We start from the raw sequence: 21,462 nt of genomic DNA on the forward strand, positions 1-21,462 counted from the left end.
GGCTGGTTTCGACCCGACTGGTGCTGATCGCGGAAGACTCGATCGTTCGCTGAGCGACCGAGCGGCGTGAGCCAGGAAGACCCGTCACGACGAGGGGCGGATTCAAAGCAGCTCCTTGAACGTCTCGTAGTCCGCGTCGGGTTCGCCGGTGGGCCGGTAGTGGTCGGGGTAGCAGCCCCCTTCCGTCCACACCGGTTCGACGCGCAGCCCCATGCGGACCTGGTCGTAGGGGATGCCGCCGATCCGGCCGTGCAGGGCGAGGTCGGCGCCGTCGAGGGCGATGTGCCCGTAGACGTAGGGCACTTCGATGTCGAGGTTGCGGGCCTTGATGTTGACGATGCAGTACGTGGTGACCGTGCCGCCGGGGCCCACCTCGACCTGCTCGGCGGTGCCGACACCGCAGGTGGGACACGCTCCCCGGGGCGGAACGTACACCTTCCGGCAGGACGGGCAGCGTTCGCCGACGATCCGCTGCCCGGCGAGGGCGTTGATGTAGGCGGTCTGGGCGCGGCCGGGCGAGTAGGTGTAGTCGAGGCGGGCCGGGGCGACGATGCCGGTGACCATGTCGTCGAACTGCCCGTCGTGGTCGGCCGGTCGGGCTTCGGCGTCGCTGTCGTACGGCTCGAAGCAGGCGATGTCCGTGATCGCGCCGGAGCGCTGTGCCGCCCAGCGGACGCGGACACGCATTCCGGTGTGGACGGCGTCGGGGCCGGGCGCGTCGAGGGCGTGCAGCAGGGCCGTGTCGGCGCCGTCGAGCCGGACCAGGACCCAGGCGAAGGGCGTGTCCAGGGGCTGGTCGCGGCGCGGGGCGGGGTTCCAGGCCCAGGTGGTGACGGTGCCGGTGGGGGCGACCTGCACGAGGTCGCGTATCTCGTCGGCGGTCACCGGGTCGTACTCGACGGGCGGGACGAGGACGCGCCCGTCGGTGGCGCGGACGCCGAGAACGACCTGTTCGCGCAGGCCGGTCAGGAAGGCGCTCTGGACGGGGCCCAGCGAGCGGGTGAAGGGGAATTCGACGACGAGGGGGGCTTTGAGGACTTCGGTGGTCATCCTGGGGGGCTCCTTCACTGGTCAGGGCCTGTCCGGCGGATCAGGCCGCAGGGAATCAGCTGCGCGCGATCGATGCCGGTGAACGGGGCTTGGTGCGTCTGGCTGCACGGCGGAGGAGGGTGTCGAAGCGGAGCTTCGGCAACCGACGACAACGCTGTAGACGGGCGTGCCAAACCCCACGTCTGCGACATGATCCGCCGGACAGTTCCTAGGCCCGCCGGTAGACGGGTGGGCGCTTCTCGGCGAAGGCACGGGTGCCTTCCTTGGCGTCGGCGGTGTCGAAGACGGGCCAGCCTCGCTTGAGTTCGGCGGCGAGGCCTTCGGTCTCCGTGAGTTCGGCGGTCTCGTAGACGGATGCCTTCACCGCCTCCACGGCGAGCGGGCCGCAGGCGTTGATGCGCTCGGCGATCTCCAGGGCCTTGTCGAGGGCGGTTCCGTCGGGGACGACGTGTCCGATCAGGCCGATGCCGGCGGCCTCCTGGGCGCTGTAGGGGCGTGCGGTGAGCAGCATCTCCAGGGCGTGGGTGCGCGGGATCTGGCGTTGGAGGCGGACCGTGGAGCCGCCGATCGGGAAGAGGCCACGCTTGACCTCGAAGAGTCCGAAGGTCGCCGACTCGCCCGCGACCCGGATGTCGGTGCCCTGGATGATCTCGGTGCCGCCGGCGACGCAGTACCCCTCGATCGCGGCGATCACCGGCTTGCGGGGGCGGTGGTGGCGCAGCATCGCCTTCCAGTGCAGATCCGGGTCGGCCTTGAGGCGGTGGCGGTACTCCTCCCCCTCAAGACCGCCCCCGGCCAGGGCCTTCAGGTCCATTCCCGCGCAGAAGGCACCTCCCGCGCCGGTGAGCACGATCGAGCGGACGGTGTCGTCCTCGTCCGCCTCGACCCAGCCGTCGTACAGCCCGACGAGCATCGGCAGCGAGAGCGCGTTCTTGGCTTCCGGCCGGTTGAGCGTGAGGACCAGCGTCGCGTTCTCGCGCCGCACGGTGAGGTGTTCGGTCCCACCCATCGCCCATCTCCCCTCTGAAAAACGAGAACAGGTGAAAGAACGAGAACAGGTTGCAGGAGCGGAGGAAGCACTTCAAGGGTTTTCTGACAGGTAGTCAGATTTCTTCGACGCTGCCCCTTCACAGTTGTCGCGCCCTTTGCTCTGATGACGGCGAGCCGACAACCGCCAGGGATGCCCGGGGTCAGGAGGAGCGGTGGAGTACAACCTTGCCGACCTGTTCGAGTCGGTCGTGGACGTGGTGCCGGACCGTGCGGCGCTCGTATATCTCGACCATCCCGGTACGGGCGCGGAACGCCGCCTGAGCTACGCGGAGTTGGATGCCGCAGCCAACCGGGTCGCCCATCATCTGATCGACAGCGGGATACGCCCCGGCGAGCATCTGGGCCTGCATCTCTACAACGGGGTCGAGTACCTCCAGACCGTACTGGGGTGCCTGAAGGCACGGATCGTCCCGGTCAACGTCAACTACCGCTATGTCGAAGAGGAGTTGGTGTATCTCTACCGGGACGCCGACCTCGCCGCCCTGGTGTTCGACGCCGAGTTCACGGAGCGGGTGGCGGCGGCACGGCCACGGGCCACGTCGTTGCGTCACCTGATCCGCGTGGGTGAACCCGCCCCGGGAGCGCCTGAGTTGGAGTCAGTGTCCTTCACCGAGGCCGAGGCCGCCGGGTCCCCGGAACGGGGCTTCCCGGCCCGCTCGGGCGACGACCAGTTCATCATCTACACCGGCGGCACCACCGGCATGCCCAAGGGCGTGATGTGGCGCCAGGAGGACCTGTTCTTCGCCGGGCTGGGCGGCGGCGCCCCCACCGGCGAGCCGGTCAAGTCTCCGCAGGAGCTGGCCGAGCGGGTCGCGGCCGGAGGTGAGGGGATCACTTTCTTCCCCACTCCCCCGCTGATGCACGGCACCTCGACCCTTACCGCCTTCATCGGCTTCAACTTCGGCCAACGGGTGGTGATCCACCGTAAGTTCACGGCTGATGACGTGCTGCGCACCATAGAGAAGGAGAAGGTCACCAGCGTGTCCCTGGTGGGCGACGCGATGCTGCGTCCACTGATCGACGCCCTCAACGGGCCGATGAAGGGCACGGACTGCTCAGCCCTGTTCAGTGTCTCCTCGTCCGGCGCGATCATGTCGGAGACGGTTCGTGCCGAGTTCCAGGCTCTGGTGCCGAACGTCATGCTGCTCAACAACTTCGGGTCGTCGGAGTCCGGCTTCAACGGTACGGCGACCGAGGACTCGGGCCCCGAGCGCGGCTTCCGCATCCGCGTCAACTTCCGGACCCAGGTGGTGGATCCGGCCAGCTACGAGCCGGTGCCTCCGGGCGAGGTGGGCCGGATCGCCCAGTGCGGCCACGTACCGCTCGGCTACTTCAACGACCCCCGGAAGTCCGCGGAGACGTTCTTCGAGAGGGACGGCGAGCGGTGGGTGCTGCTCGGCGACATGGCGACGGTCGACGAGGAGGGCGTTGTCACCGTCCTGGGCCGGGGGTCGCAGTGCATCAACACCGGGGGCGAGAAGGTGTATCCGGAGGAGGTCGAGCAGGCGCTCAAGTCCCATCCGGACGTGTACGACGCTCTCGTGGCCGGCGTCCCGGACGCTAGGTGGGGCAACCATGTGGCCGCGGTGGTGCAGTTGCGGGAGGGGGCGGCGCGGCCGAGCCTGGCGGACGTACAGCAGCACTGCCGTACCCATCTGGCCGGCTACAAGGTCCCCCGGCAGCTGGTGATCACCGAGACGATACGGCGGTCGCCCAGCGGCAAAGCGGACTACCGGTGGGCCAAGGAGATGGCGGTAGGGGCGGACCGGTAGACGGGAGGCCCGCCACTCGCCGGTGGGCCGGACGGGGACGACGGGCGTACTCTGTGCGCGCGGTTGACCCGGGTGTTTGAACGGAGGGTGACGCAGGGCCGTACGCGAGGTCGGCGGTCCTGTCCTGCGAGCCCGGTCCGCCGTGCCATCAGCGGATTCGCACGGAAGGACCCACGGGTGTCGCACCACACGCCCCCTCGTCAACTGCCTGAGCCGGACGCGGACGCGCCGGACGGGACCACAGCCGAGGAGGCCTCGCGCGCTCCCGCAACGAACGACACCGAGCCCGCCACCCCGGCGGACACGCAACCGACGGACGAGGAAACAGCGGACGAGGAAACAGCCGGGCCGACGACGACCGCGAAGGCCGACGAGCCGGGCGCACGCCCCCCGCTGAAGGAGACGGCCGACGGCACGGAGGACGGGAAGGCGCTCGACGAGGCCGTCGCCGCCCGCACGGCTTCCGCCCCCCACGAATCCCCCGACGCTGCGGTCTCCGACCCCTCGTCCACCGACGAACCCGGCCCTGGCAGCGACACTTCCTCTTCCGCCCGCCCCGGCTGGTTCGGCTGGCGCCGTCGTTTCCCCCACGCGGCACGTGCCGTGCGGGTGGGCACGAGTGTCCTGGCCGGCGCGCTGGTGCTCGGCGCGCTCCTCATACCCAACCGCCTCGACCGGATCACCCCCGGGTCGTTCTTCCGCCTGCCCGTCGAGGCGATTTTCCTCGCGGCCGTCCTGCTCGTCCTGCCGTCGAAGGCCCGGCGGATCACGGCAATCGTCCTGGGCGCGTTCCTCGGACTGTCCACCGTCCTGAAGTGTCTCGACATGGGCTTCTACCAGACCCTGGCCCGGCCGTTCGACCTGGTCTTCGACTGGGTTCTGCTGAACGACGCGGCGGATTTCCTGAAGGACTCGCTCGGCCACTCGGGTGAGGTGCTCGCGGTGATCGGTGTCATCGTCCTGCTCATCGCCGTTCTCGTGGTGAGCGCGCTCGCGGTGGTGCGGCTGGCCGACGTGATGGCCCGGCACCGCCCGGCGGCCGTGCGCAGCACGCTGGTCCTCGGCACCGCGTGGATCGTCTGCTTCACCATGGGCGTGCAGACAGGCGGCGTGACGATCGCGACCAAGGGCTACTCCCAGTACCTCTCCAACAAGGTGCAGTACGTCCGCGACGGCCTCGGGGACGCCGAGGTCTTCGACAAGCAACTCCGCGTCGACGCCTTCGCCAAAACGCCGTCCGACCAGCTGCTGACCGGACTGCGCGGCAAGGACGTCCTGTTCACCTTCGTCGAGAGCTACGGCCGGGTGGCGATCGACGATCCGGCGATGGCACCGGAGATCGACGCGACACTCAAGGAGGGCGACGCCAGGCTCAAGTCGGCCGGCTTCGCCGCGCGCAGCGGCTGGCTCACGTCACCCGTGACGGGCGCCGGCAGCTGGCTCGCCCACACGACGTTCCTGTCCGGTCTGTGGATCAAGAACCAGCAGCGGTACCGGACGGTGACCACCAGCGACCGCGCCACGCTCACCAGCTACTTCCAGAAGACCGGCGCCTGGCGCACGGTCGGCATCGTCCCGGGCGTCCGGAAGGCCTGGCCCGAGGGGAAGTACTTCGGACTCGACCACATCTACGACTCCACTCACCTCGGCTACCAGGGCCCGTACTTCAGCTGGACGCCGGTGCCGGACCAGTTCAGCCTGGAGTCCTTCCAGAAGCTGGAGCACGGCAAGAAGAACCGCGACCCGATCATGGCTGAGATCATCCTGGCCTCCAGCCACAACCCCTGGTCCCCCATCGCCCACACCATCGACTGGGGCGACCTCGGGGACGGCACGATCTTCAACAAGATCAAGAAGGAGGGCACCAACCCCACGGAGGTCTGGAAGAGCGCGAAGAGTGTGCGGACCGAGTACCGCAAGGCCATCCAGTACTCCGTGGACAGCCTGACCCAGTGGGTCCAGCGCTACGGCGACGACAACACCGTCCTCGTCTTCCTCGGCGACCACCAGCCCGTTCCCATGGTCACGGGGGGCAGCACCAGCAGGGACGTGCCGGTCACGATCGTCGCCCACGACCCGAAGGTGCTGGACCGCGTCGCCGACTGGGGCTGGACCGAGGGACTCAAGCCCGCGGCCAACGCCCCGGAGTGGAGCATGGACAAGTTCCGGGACCGCTTCATGACGGCGTACGGGCCGAAGAAGAAGTAGGGCCGTCCGCGCGGAGGAAAGGCTCCACGAGTCCGCGCGCCTGGGACGCGTGCGGCGAGCGCGGTGAGCTGGTCCTGCGGGAGCGGGCTGTCTGGGCCGCCCCCGATCACCAGCGGCGGCGCGGCCATCCTGGCCATGCTGTCCCGCCGGAGGAGATCGGGTGCGCTCCGCTGCGCGTCGGTGGCCCGGGCCGCATGCCCGGGCCACCGAGGGGGATGCCATTCGCCTGGACGGTACGGAGTTCGGTGTCCACGCCGACGGACGTGACCGGAGGACGGCGGAACCCGACCCGCGTTCTGCCCAGGACCGGCACTCACTGGATTCCGAAGCAGGACCTCTTGCACGCGTCCCGCACTCCTGGATTACTGATCCAGAACACCTCGACCGAATGATCGGTCGCCCGTACCGGTGCCGGCGGCCGCGATGTGAGGGGGATGTCCGATGGCGGATGCGACGGAGTGGCTGGACGCGGGCGAACGCCTCGATCCGGAGGCCCTGCGCACGCTGCAGCTGGAGCGGCTGCGGGCCTCACTGCGCTACGCCTACGACAACGTGCCCTTCTACCGCGACTCCTTCGACAAGGCGGGCGTACACCCGGAAGACTGCCGTTCCCTCGCCGACCTGGCCCTGTTCCCCTTCACCACCAAGACGGACCTGCGCGACACCTACCCCTACGGGATGTTCGCCGTCCCACGCGACCAGGTCCGCCGTATCCACGCGTCGAGCGGCACCACCGGACGCCCCACGGTCGTCGGCTACACGGAGAACGACCTGTCCCTGTGGGCCGACCTGGTGGCCCGTTCGATCCGCGCGGCAGGCGGTCGCCCGGGGGACACCGTCCATGTGGCGTACGGATACGGCCTGTTCACCGGCGGTCTCGGCGCGCACTACGGCGCCGAACGGCTCGGCTGTACGGTGATCCCCGCGTCCGGCGGCATGACGGCCCGCCAGGTCCAGCTGATCCAGGATCTGAAGCCGGACATCATCATGGTGACCCCGTCCTACCTCCTGACGATCCTCGACGAGTTCGAGAAGCAGGGCGTCGATCCCCGGGGTACTTCCCTACGGGTCGGCATCTTCGGCGCCGAGCCGTGGACCGAACGGATGCGCGAGGAGATCGAGGAGCGGTTCGCGATCGACGCGGTCGACATATACGGCCTGTCGGAAGTGATCGGACCGGGGGTCGCCCAGGAGTGCGTGGAGACCAAGGACGGGCTCCATGTGTGGGAGGACCACTTCTACCCCGAGGTCGTCGACCCGATCACGGGCGAGGTGCTGCCGGAGGGAGCGAAAGGGGAACTGGTGTTCACCTCGCTCACCAAGGAGGCGATGCCGGTGATCCGTTACCGGACCCGGGACCTGACCCGTCTGCTGCCCGGGACGGCCCGCGTCTTCAGGCGGATGGAGAAGGTCACCGGACGCAGCGACGACATGCTGATCGTGCGCGGAGTGAACCTCTTCCCCACCCAGATCGAGGAGATCGTGCTGCGCACTCCGGGCGTCGCACCCCACTTCCAGCTCCGCCTGACCCGCGAGTCCCGCCTCGACCTCCTCACTGTCCGAGCCGAGGCCCGTCCCGGCGCCGGCCCCGAGATCCGGGACGCGGCGGCCCTGGCCATCGCGACCGCGGTGAAGGACGGCATCGGGGTCTCGGCGGCGGTGGAGATCGTCGAGCCGGAGTCACTGGAGCGGTCGGTGGGAAAGATCAGGCGGGTGATGGATCTCAGGACGCACTGAGCCCGGCAGGCACAAGGGCTGGCAGGTGAACTACCGGCAGAACCGCCAGTTCAGGGGCGGTTGTCAGTGGTCGGTTCTAGTGTGGATGGCGAGATCGGATTCGCGCCGAGGAGACGAAGAGGTTCCCATGACGACCCTGCCCGACCGCCCGAACAGCGCGCTGCTCATCATCGACGTCCAGAACCAGGTGGTGGACGGCGCCCACAACCGCGACGAGGTGCTCGCGAACATCAACACCCTCGTCGACAGGGCCCGCGCGGAGGGCGCGCCCGTGGTGTGGGTGCAGCACTCCAGCGACGAGCTGAAGGCCGGCAGCGAAAGCTGGGAGTACGTGCCGGAACTGGTCCGCCGCGACACCGAGCCGCTCGTCCACAAGAAGTACGGCGACTCCTTCGAGGCCACCGAACTGGAGGACGTTCTCGCCGAGCACGCAGTCGGACGGCTGGTCGTCACGGGTGCCCAGACCGACGCGTGTGTCCGCTCCACCCTGCACGGCGGCATGGTGCGCGGGTACGACGTGACGCTCGTCGGCGACGCCCACACCACGCAGGACCTCACGAAGTACGGCGCTCCCAAGCCGGCCGAGGTGATCGCCCACACCAACCTCTACTGGCAGTACCAGACCGCCCCCGGCCGCAGCGCCGGGACGGTCAGCACCGCGGAGGCGACCTTCACCGCGGCGGGTGACGAGGGCTGACGGTCAGGAACCGGCGAACCGGTCCCTCAGCTCCCGCTTGAGGATCTTCCCGCTCGCGTTGCGCGGCAGCTCGTCCACGAACACGACCCGCTTCGGTGCCTTGAAGTGGGCGAGCCGCTCGCGGGCGTGGGCGATGAGTTCGGCCTCCGTCACCTCGCCCCGGGGGACGACGACCGCCGTGACCGCCTCGATCCAGCGCTCGTCGGGAAGGCCGATGACAGCAGCCTCGGCGACCGCCTCATGGGTGTACAGGGCGTCCTCGACCTGGCGTGAGGCGATCAGTACGCCACCGGAGTTGATGACGTCCTTCACCCGGTCGACGACGGTGTAGTAGCCGTCGGCGTCCCGGACGACCAGGTCACCGGAGTGGAACCAGCCGTCTCGGAAGGCGGCGCTCGTCTCCTCGGGCTTGTCCCAGTAGCCCTCGCACAACTGCGGGGACCGGTAGACGACTTCGCCGGGTGTGCCGTCAGGCACGTCCTGGCCGTTCTCGTCGACCACCCGCGCGTCCACGAACAGCACCGGGCGTCCACAGGAGTCCAGCCGTCCCTTGTGCTCGTAGGGCCCGAGGACCATGGAGAGAGGGCCGATCTCGCTCTGCCCGAAGCAGTTGTAGAAGGCGAGTTTCGGGAGGCGCTCGCGCAGCCGCTCCAGCACGGGAACCGGCATGATCGACGCCCCGTAATACGCCTTGCGCAGTCCGCTCAGGTCACGGGTCGCGAAGTCGGAACGGCCGGCGAGGCCGATCCACATGGTCGGCGGCGCGAACAGGCTGTCCGCGCGGCCGGACTCGACGAGGTCGAGGATCACATCGCCGTCCGGTGCGTCGACAATGATGTTCGGGGCGCCCACCGCGAGATACGGCACCAGGAACACATGCATCTGCGCCGAGTGGTAGAGAGGCAGCGAGTGCACGGGCCGGTCGCCGGGACTCAGGTCCAGGGCGGCGATCGCGCTCAGGTACTCGTGCACCAGGGAGCGGTGGGTCATCATCGCGCCCTTGGGCAGCGCGGTGGTCCCGGACGTGTACAGCAGCTGCACCAGGTCCTCGGTGCGGGTCTCGGCACCGTCGTAGGGATCCGTGTCGGCCAGCCGTGCCAGCAGGGAGTCGGCGGCGTCGCGCAGCGGCAGGGTCCGTACGCCGTCGGGGAGCCGGTCGGCCAGGTCCGGGTCGGCCAGGACCAGGGTGCTGCCGGACTGCTCCACGATGTAGGTGAGGTCGTCGCCGGTCAGGTTCTGGTTGACCGGGACGTGCACGAGTCCGGCGCGGGCGCAGGCGAGGAAGGCGATCAGATAGGCGTCCGAGTTGTGGCCGTAGGCGCCGACCCGGTCGCCGGGCGCCAGTCCCTCGGCCCGCAGAACGCCCGCCGCACGGGAGACGGCCTCGTCGAGTTCCTCGTACGTCCAGGCACGCTCGCGGTACTCGACCGCCAGCCGCGCCGGAACCCGCTGGGCGCTGCGCCGCAGCACCCCGTCAACCGTGCTCCCGTATTGCTGCGTCATAGCTCATGATCCTCGTTCCGTCACCGAACGAGGTCAAGCACCGAGCACCGGAGGGGGGCCAGGGAACATACCCGTTGGTACGCTCAACCGCCCCTTCCCTCAACGACGTTGGGAGGCACGATGCGCACCCGTTTGAGACGGCTGGTCGTCACGGCCGCCGCATTACTCACCGCCACGACGGCCCTGCCCGCCGCCACGGCGCAGAGCGTGCCGTCACAGGCACCACAAGTGTCCATGCGACATCCCTCTGGCGGCGGGCTCTCCGCCGTGATCCGCTACACCGAGTACGGCATCCCGCACATTGTCGCGAAGGACTACGCGAACCTCGGCTTCGGTAGTGGCTGGGCTCAGGCCGCCGACCAGGTGTGTGTGCTCGCGGACGGTTTCGTCACCCTGCGCGGCGACCGCTCTCGCTGGTTCGGACCCGACGCGTCGACCGACTTCTCGCTCTCCGACGCCTCCGACAACCTCTCCAGCGACCTCTACTTCCGGGGCGTGCGGGATGCCGGGACGGTCGAGCGGCTCCTTGCCCGGCCCGCGCCGCAGGGCCCGAGCCGGGCTGTCAAGGACCTGATGAACGGCTGGGCCGCCGGCTACAACGCCTGGCTGAAGCAGAACCGGGTCAAGGACCCGGCGTGCGCGGGTGCCGCCTGGGTCAGGCCGGTGACCGGCGTCGACGTGGCCACCCGGGCGTACGCCCTCGCGGTGCTCGGCGGACAGGGCGGCCTCGCGGACGCGATCACCGGAGCGCAGCCCCCGGCCGCGCCGACCTCCGCGTCCTCCACCACGGCCCCCGCCGGCTCGGCCCTGCCGACCGCTTCCGCCGCCGCCAAAGGTGCGCGCGAGCTGTTCGACATCTCCGACATGGGTTCCAACGCCGTGGCGTTCAACGGCAGCACGACGGCCAACGGCCGTGGCCTGCTGCTCGGCAACCCGCACTACCCATGGCAGGGCGGCCGCCGGTTCTGGCAGTCCCAGCAGACGATCCCCGGTGAACTGAACGTCGCGGGCGGGTCGTTGCTCGGCTCGCCGACGATCTCCATCGGCTACAACGCGAACGTGGCGTGGAGCCACACCGTGTCCACCGGTGTGCCGCTCAGCCTGCACCAGCTGAAGCTGGACCCCGCCGACCCGACCACGTATCTGGTCGACGGCAAGCCGGAGCGGATGACACGCCGGTCGGTGACCGTTCCGGTGAAGGACGGCGCACCGGTGACCCGCACCCAGTGGTGGACCCGCTACGGCCCCGTCGTCCTCTCCCCCGGCGGCGACCTCCCGCTGCCCTGGACCACGACGACGGCTTACGCGCTCAACGATCCGAACGCGGCGAACCTGCGCTTCTACGACACCTCGCTCGGCTTCAGCAAGGCGCGCAGCACGGACGACGTCCTCGACTCCCTCGACCGGCACCAGGGCATCCCCTGGGTGAACACCGTCGCCGCAGACCGTGCGGGCCACTCCCTGTTCGCCCAGTCGCAGGTGCTCCCCCGGATCACCGACGAGTTGGCCGCCGCCTGTTCGACACCGCTCGGCAGGGTCCTCTACCCGGCGGCGGGCGTCGCGGTTCTCGACGGCTCACGCACCGACTGCGCGATCGGCGACGACCCGGACGCCGTGGCGCCCGGAATCTTCGGCCCCTCGCGAATGCCGACGCTGAAGAACACGCCGTACGTCGAGAACTCCAACGACAGCGCGTGGCTGACCAACCTCGAGCAGCCGATCACCGGCTACGAGCGGATCTTCGGCTCGGTGCGCGCAACTGCCTCACCGCGTACCCGTGGTGCTGTCGCCGATGTGGCGGCGATGGCGGCGAAGGGCAGGCTGACGGTCGCGGATCTCCAGCGGCAGCAGTTCGCGAACCGTTCGACGTCGGGCGCACTGGCCGCCGGCGACGCGGCCCGCGCCTGCGCGGCGCTTCCGGGCGGTACGGCAACCGGCAGCGCCGGTACGGCTGTTGACGTCGGTCACGCGTGCGGTGTGCTGGCGTCCTGGGACCGCACCATGAACAGCGACAGCCGGGGTGCGCTGCTCTTCGACCGGTTCTGGCGCAAGCTGCTCGGCGCCGTGCCGTCCGCGCAGCGCTGGAAGGTGCCGTTCTCGGCGGCGGACCCGGTCGGTACCCCCAACACGCTCAACACGGACGCGCCGGGCTTCACCAAGGCCCTCGCCGACGCGGTGACGGAGCTGCGCGCGGCGGGCATCCCGCTCGACTCGCGGCTCGGGGACCACCAGTACGTCGTACGGAAGGGTCAGCGGCTGCCGGTCGGTGGCGGAACCGAGTCCCTGGGCGTGTGGAACAAGGTCGAGCCCGTGTGGGACACGGCGAACGGCGGCTACCGGGACAACGCGTTCGGCTCCAGCCATATCCAGGCCGTGGGCTGGGACAGCAGCCGCTGCCCGGTGGCCCGCACGCTGCTGACGTACTCCCAGTCGTCGAATCCGAACTCGCCGCACTTCGCGGACCAGACGCGGCTGTTCTCGGCCGAGAAGTGGGTCAGCGCGAGGTTCTGCGAGAAGGACATCCTGTCGTCGCCCGCGCTGCGGGTGATCCGGGTGCGCGGCTGACGGACTGATCAGCCGACGGACGTACGCCCGTCCCGTGTGGTCCCGTCCCCCCGTGGGGCGGGACCACACGGTCGTTCGCACGTTCCGCTCACACGGACCGTGTACGACCCTCCCAGTACGGGTCGCGCAACCGCCGCTTGTACAGCTTGCCGTTGGGGTCGCGCGGCATGCTCTCGATGAAGTCGACGGTCTTGGGCCGCTTGTACCCGGCGAGTCGGCGCGCGCAGTGGCCGAGGATCTCGGTGGCGAGGTCGGGCCCTGGCACATGTCCGGGAGCCGCTTCCACGACCGCCTTGACCTCCTCGCCCCAGTCGTCGTGCGGGATGCCGAAGGCGGCGGCGTCGGCGACGGCAGGGTGGGCGAGTAGAGCACCCTCGATCTCGGCGGGGTAGATGTTGACCCCGCCCGAGATGATCATGTCGATCTTGCGGTCCCGGAGGAAGAGGTAGCCGTCCTCGTCCAGGAGGCCCAGGTCGCCGACGGTGAAGAAGTCACCGATGCGGTTCTTGCGCGTCTTGCTCTCGTCCTTGTGGTAGGCGAAGCCGCCGGTGCTCATCTTCATGTAGACGGTGCCGAGTTCGCCGGGTGGCAGCCGGTTGCCGTCGTCGTCGAAGATCGCGAGTTCGCTGATCGGCCAGGCCTTGCCGACCGTGCCTGGCTTCTTCAGCCAGTCCTCGGCCGTCGCGAACGCCCCGCCTCCCTCGCTGGCCGCGTAGTACTCCTCCACACAGTCGCCCCACCAGTCGATCATGGCCCGTTTCACATGGTCGGGGCAGGGCGCGGCACCATGGATGGCGTGCCGCATGGACGACACGTCGTACGCCCGCCGCACCCGCTCGGGCAGCGCCAGCAGCCGGTGGAACTGGGTCGGGACCATGTGGGTGTGCGTGCACTTGTGCGCGTCGATGACGCGGAGCATCTCCTCCGGCGTCCACTTCTCCATCAGCACCAGACGGTGACCGATGTGCAGGGACGCGCCCGCGAACTGGAGTACGGCCGTGTGGTAGAGCGGCGAGCAGACGAGGTGCACGTTGCCGCCGAACGGCTTGATGCCGAAGATGCCGAGGAACCCGCCGAGGTACGCCTCCTCCGGTGGCTTGCCCTGCAGCGGGCGCCGGATGCCGCGGGGGCGGCCCGTGGTGCCCGAGGTGTAGTTCATGACCCAGCCGAGGGTGCGCTCGTCGGGCGGCGACTCGGGCTGTCCGTCGAAGAGCTGGGCGTACGGCCGGAAGCCGTCGACCTCGCCGACCGCGTACCGCTGCTCCGCCGGGAGCTGTGCCTCGTCGGCGGCGGCGCGTGCCGCGTCGGCGAACCGCTCGTGCGCGATGAGCACCTTGGCACCCGAGTCGGAGACGATCCAGGCGATCTCGGGCCCGACGAGATGGTGGTTGACGGGGACGAGATAGAAACCGGCCTGGGAGGCGGCCAGATAGGCCACGAGGAACTCGACGCCGTTGGGCAGGACCACGGCGAAGGCGTCACCGCGTCCGAGTCCGGCGGCGCGCAGCCCGTGGACCAGCTGGTTGGTGGCGGCGTGGAGCCGCCCGGCGGTCCACTGCTCGCCGTCGGGCGCGATAAGGACCGTACGCTCCGGATCGGCTGCGGCCTGCGCCCAGAAACCGTTGGGGATCTCGCTCACCGTCTCGTTCGCTGTCTCGTTCACTGCCGCGCTCACGACTGGTCGCCCCTTTCGTCGGCGTTCCGTCCCGCGATCCGGTTGACTCGGTTCACAGCCTGCTCGAAGCCGCTGGTCAGGTCGTCGAAGACGGCCTGGACGCTCCGCTCGCTGTTCATCCGGCCGACGATCTGGCCGACCGGCGTACCGAGAAGCGGGTCGACCTCGTACTTCTGGATGCGTGAGACGGCCTCGGCGACGAGCAGACCCTGCAGAGGCATGGGCAGGGTGCCGGGTCCGTCGGAGGAGTCCCAGGCGTCGGTCCATTCGGTGCGGAGCTGACGTGCGGGCTTGCCGGTCAGGGCGCGGGAGCGGACGGTGTCGCCCGAGCCGGCCGCGAGGAGTTTCTGGGTGAGCGCGGTCGAGTGCATGTCGGCCTCGGTGACGGTCAGCCAGAGGGAACCCAGCCAGACGCCCTGGGCACCGAGGGCCAGCGCGGCGGCCACCTGCCGTCCGCTGCCGATGCCGCCGGCGGCGAGCACCGGCAACGGGTCGACCGCGTCGACTACTTCGGGGGTCAGCACCATGGAGGCGATCTCGCCGGTGTGGCCGCCCGCCTCATAGCCCTGTGCGACGACGATGTCGATTCCGCCCTCGGCATGCTTGCGCGCGTGCCGCGCGCTGCCCGCGAGGGCCGCGACCAGCACACCCTGGTCGTGCGCGCGGGCCACGACATCGGCGGGCGGCGACCCCAGGGCGTTCGCCAGCAGTTTGATCGGGTAGTCGAAGGCCACGTCGAGCTGGCTGCGGGCGACCTGCTCCATCCACCCGGTGATGCGCCACCCGGACGCCTCGCCGGCGGCCAGTTCGGGCACGCCGTACTTGGCCAGGGTGTCCCGGACGAACTGGCGGTGCCCCTCGGGGATCATCGCCTCGACCTCGGCCTCGGTCACCCCCTCGACCTTCCGGGCCGGCATGACGACATCCAGCCCGTACGGCCGGCCCTCCACATGCGCCTCGATCCAGTCCAGGTCGCGTTTGAGGTCGTCCGGCGCCGTGTAGCGGACCGCGCCGAGCACCCCGAAGCCGCCGGCCCGGCTGATGGCCGCGGCGACGGCGGGGAACGGCGTGAAGCCGAAGACGGCGTGCTCGATTCCCAGTTTCTTGCTCAGCTCCGTCTGCATGGCCGCAGGATGCCGCAGTCCTCCGGACGAGGGAAGACCTTTTCTGATACACCGTCAGATTCTTGGCCGTCGAGAGCCGTACGGCCGACACGCGGTTGACACACACCTCGGGTGACACAAAGGTTTCACCCCGCAGGACGGTCCCGGAAAATATTTTCAGGAATTGCGGTGGGAGGCTCCTCGATGACGGACGACGCGGCACGCGACGGACTGACCCGGCGTCAGCTGGGCAGACGCACACTGGCGTTGAGCGGCGCCCTGACCTTCGCCTCCTTTCCGGCGGGACCGGCCGAGGCCACTCCCAGGACCACAGGCCGTCACCCGATCCTGCGTCCCGGCTCGCCCGAACGGGCAGGGCTCCTGCCCCGGCATCTGGACCAACTGGTGGCGGACGCCGAGGCGTTCCTCGCACCCTCCCCCAAACACCCCTGGTACGCGGGCGCGGTCCTGCTCGCCGGGCGTGGCAACACTGTGGCGCTGCACCAGCCGATCGGCATGGCGGTGCGCTATGCGGCGTACGACGAGAAGACGGACACCGGGGTCGAGTTCCCGGCCGCCGAGCAGATCCCGATGGCCGAGGACACGGTGTTCGACCTCGCGTCGGTGTCCAAGCTGTTCACATCGATCCTGGCCGTGCAGCAACTGGAGCGGGGCACGCTGGAGCTGGAGGGGAAGGTCGCCGCGCATCTGCCGGAGTTCGCGCGGGCCGGCAAACAGAATGTGACGATCCGTCAACTTCTTACCCACACCTCAGGATTCCGTGCCTGGATCCCGCTCTACAACGCCCCGACCCACGCCCAGATGCTCGAACTCATCTGGAACCAGGCGCCCCTGAACCCACCCGGCACCACATACCTCTACTCGGACCTCAATCTGATCTCGCTCCAACTGGTCCTGGAGAGGATCACCGGTCTCCCGCTGGACACCCAACTCCGCGACGAGATCACCGCTCCGCTCGGCATGCACCGCACCCGCTACAACCCGCCCGCCTCCTGGAAACCGACGATCGCCGCCACCGAGGACGCCCGAGCGCCCTGGTCCGGACTCGACCGGGGCCTGGTGTGGGGAGAGGTCCACGACGAGAACGCGTTCGGTCTCGGCGGAGTCGCGGGCCACGCCGGGGTCTTCTCGTCGGCCTGGGACCTCGCCGTTCTCGGCCGTACGCTGCTCAACGGCGGCGCCTACGGCCGGGCGCGTATCCTGTCGCCCGCCTCGGTCGAGCTGATGTTCACCGACTTCAACACGGCCTTTCCCGGGGACGAGCACGGTCTCGGCTTCGAGCTCTACCAGCACTGGTACATGGGCGCGATGGCCACTCCCCGCACCGCAGGACACACCGGCTTCACCGGCACCTCGATCGTCCTCGACCCGACGACCGACTCCTTTCTTGTCGTCCTCGGCAACTCCGTACATCCCGTGCGCAGTTGGCGTTCCGGCTCCGCGCCCCGGGTCGCCGCCGCGAACAACCTGGCCCGCGCGGTACCGGTCCGCCCACGCCACGGACGTACGGCCTGGTTCTCCGGCATGACGACCGCGACCACGGCGACGCTCACCCTCCCGCCCCTCGCCACCACTGCCGGCTCCCGGCTGCGCTGCGCCCTGTGGTGGGACACCGAGCCGCAGTCGGACTCGCTGGTCCTGGAGTCCTCGGGCGACGGAGGCACGACCTGGCAGCCGGTCCCGTTCACGACCGCCGGTGCCGGAAGCACCCCGCAGGAACATCCGGCCGGCTCGGTCACCGGCTGGTCGGGGCGCGTCTGGCAGCGCCTCTCGGCGGACCTTCCCGTATCCCAGGCCATCGTCCTGCGTTGGCGGTACACGACCGACAGGCTGTACGTGGGCCGTGGAGCGTACGTCGACGGCCTGACCGTACGCGGCGACGGGGGCACCGTCTTCGACGAGGCGCGCCCGGCGGACGCGGCACGTATCGAGGCGGTGGGCTGGACGGCGTCCGCGAACTGACCCGGGGTGAACGAACCGGCCGGAACCCGCGCTCAGCCCTCGTCCGCCTCCAGCACGACCATGGCGGCGTTGTGCCCCGGGACCCCGCTCACCCCGCCCCCGCGCACAGCGCCCGCCCCGCACAGCAGGACGTTCGGCTGCCGGGTCTCCACGCCCCAGCGGCCGCTGTCCTCCTGGGCGTACGGCCAGGTCAGGTCCCGGTGGAAGATGTTGCCGCCGGGCAGGCGCAGGTCGCGTTCCAGGTCGAGGGGCGTCTTCGCCTCGATGCAGGGGCGCCCGTCGCCGTCGGTGGCCAGGCAGTCCGCGAGCGGTTCGGCGAGGTGGGCGTCGAGCTGGGCGAGGGTCGACTTCAGCAGTTCGTCCCGTACGGCGTCATTGTCGCGCGCGAACAGCCGTGCGGGTGTGTGCAGGCCGAAGAGAGTCAGCGTCTGGTAGCCGTGCTCGACGAGGTCAGGGCCGAGGATCGTCGGGTCGGTGAGCGAGTGGCAGTAGATCTCGGACGGCGGCGCGGCGGGCAGCTCACCGGCCGCCGCCTGGGCGTGGGCGGCGGCCAGTTGTTCGTACCCCTCGGCGATGTGGAAGGTCCCGGCGAACACCTCGCGCGGGTCGACGGACGTGTCCTTGAGCCTCGGCAGCCGCCTGAGCAGCATGTTCACCTTGAGCTGCGCGCCCTCGGCGGGGCTCGGCGCCGCGTCGCCCGTCAGCGCGGCCAGCTCCTGCGGCGAGGCGTTCACCAGGACGTGCCGGGCGCCGACCGTGCCCTCCGCGTCGGCCGTCCGGTAGGTCACCTCGGCGGCGCGGCCGTCCGTGTCCACCCGTACGGCCTCGTGGCCGGTGGCGAGCACGGCGCCCGCGTTCCGGGCGGCGCCGGCCAGGGCGTCGGTCAGGGCGCCCATGCCGCCCACGGGTACGTCCCAGGCACCGGTGCCGCCGCCGATGACGTGGTAGAGAAAGCAGCGGTTCTGCCGCAGGGACGGATCGTTGGCGTCGGCGAAAGTACCGATCAGCGCGTCGGTGAGGACCACACCGCGTACGAGGTCGTCCGTGAAGTTCGCTTCGACGGCTACGCCGATCGGCTCCTCGAAGAGGGTGCGCCAGGCGGTCTCGTCGTCGACACGGCGGCGCAGTTCGTCCCGGGTGGGCAGCGGTTCGGTGAGGGTGGGGAACACTCTCTCGGCGACGCGGCCGGTCATGGCGTAGAAACGCTGCCAGGACTCGTACTCGCGTTCCCCTCCGGTGAGCCGCGCGAAGGCCTCCCGGGTACGGCGCTCACCGCCGCCGACGAGCAGTCCGGTGGGCCGGCCGTCCCGTTCCACAGGGGTGTACGAGGAGACGGTGCGCCCGCGCACCCGGAAGTCCAGGTCGAGATCGCGCACGATCTTCCGGGGCAGCAGGCTGACCAGGTAGGAGTAGCGCGACAGCCGGGCGTCGACACCGGCGAACGGGCGGGTCGACACGGCGGCGCCGCCGGTGGCGGCCAACCGCTCCAGGACCAGCACGGACTTCCCGGCGCGGGCCAGGTACGCGGCGGCGACGAGGCCGTTGTGGCCACCGCCGACGATCACCACGTCGTATCGGTCGTGACGGCCGGGTCGGTCAGGTCGGCCGGATCGGTCGGGGCGCTCGGGTGCGGGCATGGTTCTTCGTAACACGTGATGATCGATTCCGGCCAGGGCTGTACGGCCGAGGGGCCCTGCCGGATCGCTTGGGCCGGTCAGGTGGATCACGCGGGAGTCGACCGCGCCCCAAAGGGGCGCGGGGAACTGCGCGACCAGCCACGACGGCGCCGCAGCGAACCGACAACACCTCGCGGCACTTCCAGCGGAGCGCCCGGCTCAGTGGCCGGAGGCCCGCTGCTGCCGCAGCACCGCCACCTTCCGGTACAGCTCGACGGCCTCGGCGCCCCGGCCGAGCTGCTCCAGACAGTGGGCCTCGTCGTTGCGGCTGGCGAGGGTGTCGGGGTGGTCGGCGCCGAGTACCTGCTCGCGGGAGGTGGCGACTCTGCGGTACTCGGCCAGGGCGTCGGGCCAGCGACCGAGCCAGCCCAGGCCTACGGCCACCTCCCGGCGGCTGACCAACGTGTCCGGGTGGTCGGCGCCCAGAACGCGCTCGCGGATCGCGCACACGTCACGCGACTCGGCGAGCGCCTCCTCCCAGCGGTCGAGCCGGCCGAGGTTGACTCCGAGACCGTGCCGCGCGCGCAGGGTCTCGGGGTGCGCTGGGCCGCCGACCCGGGTGCGGTCGTCGATCAGGTCCCGGTACAGCTTGAGGGCCTCCACGCTGCGGCCGAGCCGGCCGAGGCTGATGCCGACCTCGTAGCGGGCGGCGAGCGTGTCGGGGTGATCGGGGCCGAGTGCCTCGGCACGCGCCCCGGCGACCTCCTGGTACATCCGCAGGGCCTCGGGCCAGCGCCCCAACTGACCGAGCGCGTAGGCGACTTCGTACTGCGTGACCAGCGTGTCGGGATGGGCGGCGCCGAGCACCCGGGCGCGCGCGGCCGCCACCTCGCAGGCCATGCGGTACGAGTCCTCCAGACGGCCCAACCGGCTCAGGTTGAAGGCGAGGTTGTGGCGGCAGCGCAGGGTGTCCGGATGGTCGGGTCCCACCGTGCGCTCACGGGCGGCCAGGACGGCCGCGTAGGTCTGGTGCGCCTCGAAGTGACGGCCCAACTGCCCCAGGACGTACGCCATTTCCTGTCGGGCGGCCAGCGTGTCCGGGTGGTCGGCGCCAAGGACGCGCTCCCGTTCCCGGGCCACGTGGGTGTACTCGCGCAGGGCGTCGGCGGCTCGGCCGGTGCGGCTCAGGGTGAAGCCGACCTCGTAGCGGCTGGCGAGGGTCTCGGGGTGGGTGGGTCCGAGTACGTGTTCGCGTTCGGCGGCGACCGCGCGGTGCACCTCGCCCGCCTCCGCCCAGCGGCCGAGGCGGCCCAGGCTCAGGCCCGCGTTGTGCCGTCCGGCCAGCGCGTGGAGCGTCTGCGGCTCGGGAGCGGGCGGCAGCTGTGGTGGGAGCGCCTCGGGACGGCCGGTGACGGGGCGGGCGATCCAGTCGCCGGTGAGGCCGGCCGACGGGTCCGGCGGTGTGGCGCCCGTCGCGGCGCCGGTCGCCTTGTGGCCGCCTGTCATGCCCCGGGTCCAGGACGGCAGCCGGGGTTGGCGGGCGGCGGGCTCGGGTGGCCTGAACTGGGGCTGCGGGGTGACGACGGTCGGCACGTACAGCGGGGTGGCCCGGCCCGCGCTGATCCGGCGGGCCAGCTCCCGTGCGTCACTGGGGCGTTCCTCGGGGAGCTTGGCGAGGAGGGCCAGGATGACCCGCTCCAGGAACTCGGGTACCTCGGAGCGATGGCTGCGCGGCGGCTCGGGCGGGGTGTCACGGTGCCCTATGAGCACCGCCCAGGCGTCGTCGAGGTCGAACGGCGGTACCCCGGTGGCCAGTTCGTACAACACACAGCCGAAGGAGTACAGGTCGCTGCGCTGGTCGACCTCTCCGCCGCTGATCTGCTCCGGCGACATGTAGTGCGGGGTGCCCATCGCGATTCCGGTGCCGGTGAGCCGGGAGGTGAAGCCGATGTCATGACCGAGGCGAGCTATGCCGAAGTCACAGATCTTCACCGTACCGTCGGTCAACCGCATGATGTTCGCGGGCTTCAAGTCACGGTGCACGATGCCCTGTTGATGGGTGTAGGCGAGGGCGGCGGCAACCTGGTCCGCGATGTCGACAACGTCCGGGACGGGCAGCGGATGATGCTTGTTGTCCTCCAGGAGCTGACTCAGGTTGCGCCCGTCCAGCAACTCCATGACGAGATAGAGCACGCCGTCGGACTCCCCGAAGTCGTGCACGACGGTCACCCCGCGGTGCTGCAACGCGGCGGCCACCCGCGCCTCGCGCCGAAACCGTTCCCGCAGGACACGGGTGAAGGACTGGTCGTGGTGCGGCCCGAGCGGCTTCAGGCACTTCACGGCGACCTGCCGCCCCAGCGACTCGTCGCGCGCACGCCACACTTCCCCCATACCGCCGCGCCCGATCAGATCGATCAGCCGGTACCGGCCCTGGATCAGTCTGGTGTCCGCCATGTCCCGCTGCCGCCCCCGGTTCTGTTCGCCCTCCCCTGGCCCGTCCAGT

Annotated in this window: 13 protein-coding genes; 6 read left to right on the forward strand and 7 right to left on the reverse strand. The window is 70.2% G+C overall.

Features of this window, described 5'->3' with window-relative positions:
* Positions 1 to 102: 102 nt before the first annotated feature.
* Entirely contained in the window at positions 103 to 1,050 is a 948-nt protein-coding gene (locus QA861_RS25380; RefSeq protein WP_334590887.1) for a Zn-ribbon domain-containing OB-fold protein, read from the reverse strand.
* Positions 1,051 to 1,258: 208 nt separating this feature from the next.
* Positions 1,259 to 2,059 carry a crotonase/enoyl-CoA hydratase family protein gene (locus tag QA861_RS25385; protein ID WP_334590888.1) on the reverse strand — a complete coding sequence of 267 codons (801 nt, stop codon included), beginning with the start codon at positions 2,057 to 2,059 and terminating at the stop codon, positions 1,259 to 1,261.
* A 193-nt stretch (positions 2,060 to 2,252) separates the two neighbouring features.
* Here QA861_RS25385 and QA861_RS25390 point away from each other — a divergent pair, with 193 nt between their 5' ends.
* From QA861_RS25390 to QA861_RS25405, 4 genes are all read left to right on the forward strand, one after another.
* Positions 2,253 to 3,872: an acyl-CoA synthetase gene (locus QA861_RS25390; RefSeq protein WP_334590889.1), complete on the forward strand. Its 1,620-nt coding sequence runs from the start codon at positions 2,253 to 2,255 to the stop codon at positions 3,870 to 3,872.
* Positions 3,873 to 4,049: 177 nt separating this feature from the next.
* Positions 4,050 to 6,080: an LTA synthase family protein gene (locus QA861_RS25395; protein ID WP_334590890.1), complete on the forward strand. Its 2,031-nt coding sequence runs from the start codon at positions 4,050 to 4,052 to the stop codon at positions 6,078 to 6,080.
* A gap of 441 nt (positions 6,081 to 6,521) precedes the next feature.
* The gene (paaK, locus tag QA861_RS25400) at positions 6,522 to 7,817 is read left to right on the forward strand and encodes a phenylacetate--CoA ligase PaaK (RefSeq protein ID WP_334590891.1); all 1,296 of its coding nucleotides are present in this window, start codon (positions 6,522 to 6,524) and stop codon (positions 7,815 to 7,817) included.
* A gap of 127 nt (positions 7,818 to 7,944) precedes the next feature.
* Positions 7,945 to 8,514: a cysteine hydrolase family protein gene (locus QA861_RS25405; protein ID WP_334590892.1), complete on the forward strand. Its 570-nt coding sequence runs from the start codon at positions 7,945 to 7,947 to the stop codon at positions 8,512 to 8,514.
* A gap of 3 nt (positions 8,515 to 8,517) precedes the next feature.
* Here QA861_RS25405 and QA861_RS25410 read toward each other — a convergent pair whose 3' ends face one another.
* A complete protein-coding gene (locus QA861_RS25410) occupies positions 8,518 to 10,017 on the reverse strand; it encodes an acyl-CoA synthetase (protein ID WP_334590893.1) in 1,500 nt (499 codons plus the stop codon).
* 120 nt (positions 10,018 to 10,137) lie between these two features.
* On the opposite strand from QA861_RS25410, the gene QA861_RS25415 reads away from it, so the two are divergent.
* The gene (locus QA861_RS25415; RefSeq protein WP_334590894.1) at positions 10,138 to 12,582 is read left to right on the forward strand and encodes a penicillin acylase family protein; all 2,445 of its coding nucleotides are present in this window, start codon (positions 10,138 to 10,140) and stop codon (positions 12,580 to 12,582) included.
* 88 nt (positions 12,583 to 12,670) lie between these two features.
* Here QA861_RS25415 and QA861_RS25420 read toward each other — a convergent pair whose 3' ends face one another.
* Both QA861_RS25420 and QA861_RS25425 read right to left on the reverse strand, forming a co-directional pair.
* A complete protein-coding gene (locus QA861_RS25420) occupies positions 12,671 to 14,221 on the reverse strand; it encodes an acyl-CoA synthetase (protein WP_334594836.1) in 1,551 nt (516 codons plus the stop codon).
* A gap of 32 nt (positions 14,222 to 14,253) precedes the next feature.
* Complete coding sequence (locus QA861_RS25425) at positions 14,254 to 15,381, reverse strand: NAD(P)H-dependent flavin oxidoreductase (protein ID WP_334590895.1); 1,128 nt, start codon at positions 15,379 to 15,381, stop codon at positions 14,254 to 14,256.
* 183 nt (positions 15,382 to 15,564) lie between these two features.
* Here QA861_RS25425 and QA861_RS25430 point away from each other — a divergent pair, with 183 nt between their 5' ends.
* Entirely contained in the window at positions 15,565 to 17,343 is a 1,779-nt protein-coding gene (locus QA861_RS25430) for a serine hydrolase domain-containing protein (RefSeq protein ID WP_334590896.1), read from the forward strand.
* A gap of 32 nt (positions 17,344 to 17,375) precedes the next feature.
* Here QA861_RS25430 and QA861_RS25435 read toward each other — a convergent pair whose 3' ends face one another.
* Together QA861_RS25435 and QA861_RS25440 are read right to left on the reverse strand one after the other, a co-directional pair.
* Entirely contained in the window at positions 17,376 to 18,980 is a 1,605-nt protein-coding gene (locus tag QA861_RS25435) for a phytoene desaturase family protein (protein ID WP_334590897.1), read from the reverse strand.
* Positions 18,981 to 19,178: 198 nt separating this feature from the next.
* Positions 19,179 to 21,413, reverse strand: coding sequence for a serine/threonine-protein kinase (locus tag QA861_RS25440; protein ID WP_334590898.1), 2,235 nt, complete (start codon positions 21,411 to 21,413; stop codon positions 19,179 to 19,181).
* Positions 21,414 to 21,462: the final 49 nt, after the last annotated feature.

This window comes from Streptomyces sp. B21-083 (assembly GCF_036898825.1).
In the GTDB taxonomy this organism is placed as follows: domain Bacteria; phylum Actinomycetota; class Actinomycetes; order Streptomycetales; family Streptomycetaceae; genus Streptomyces.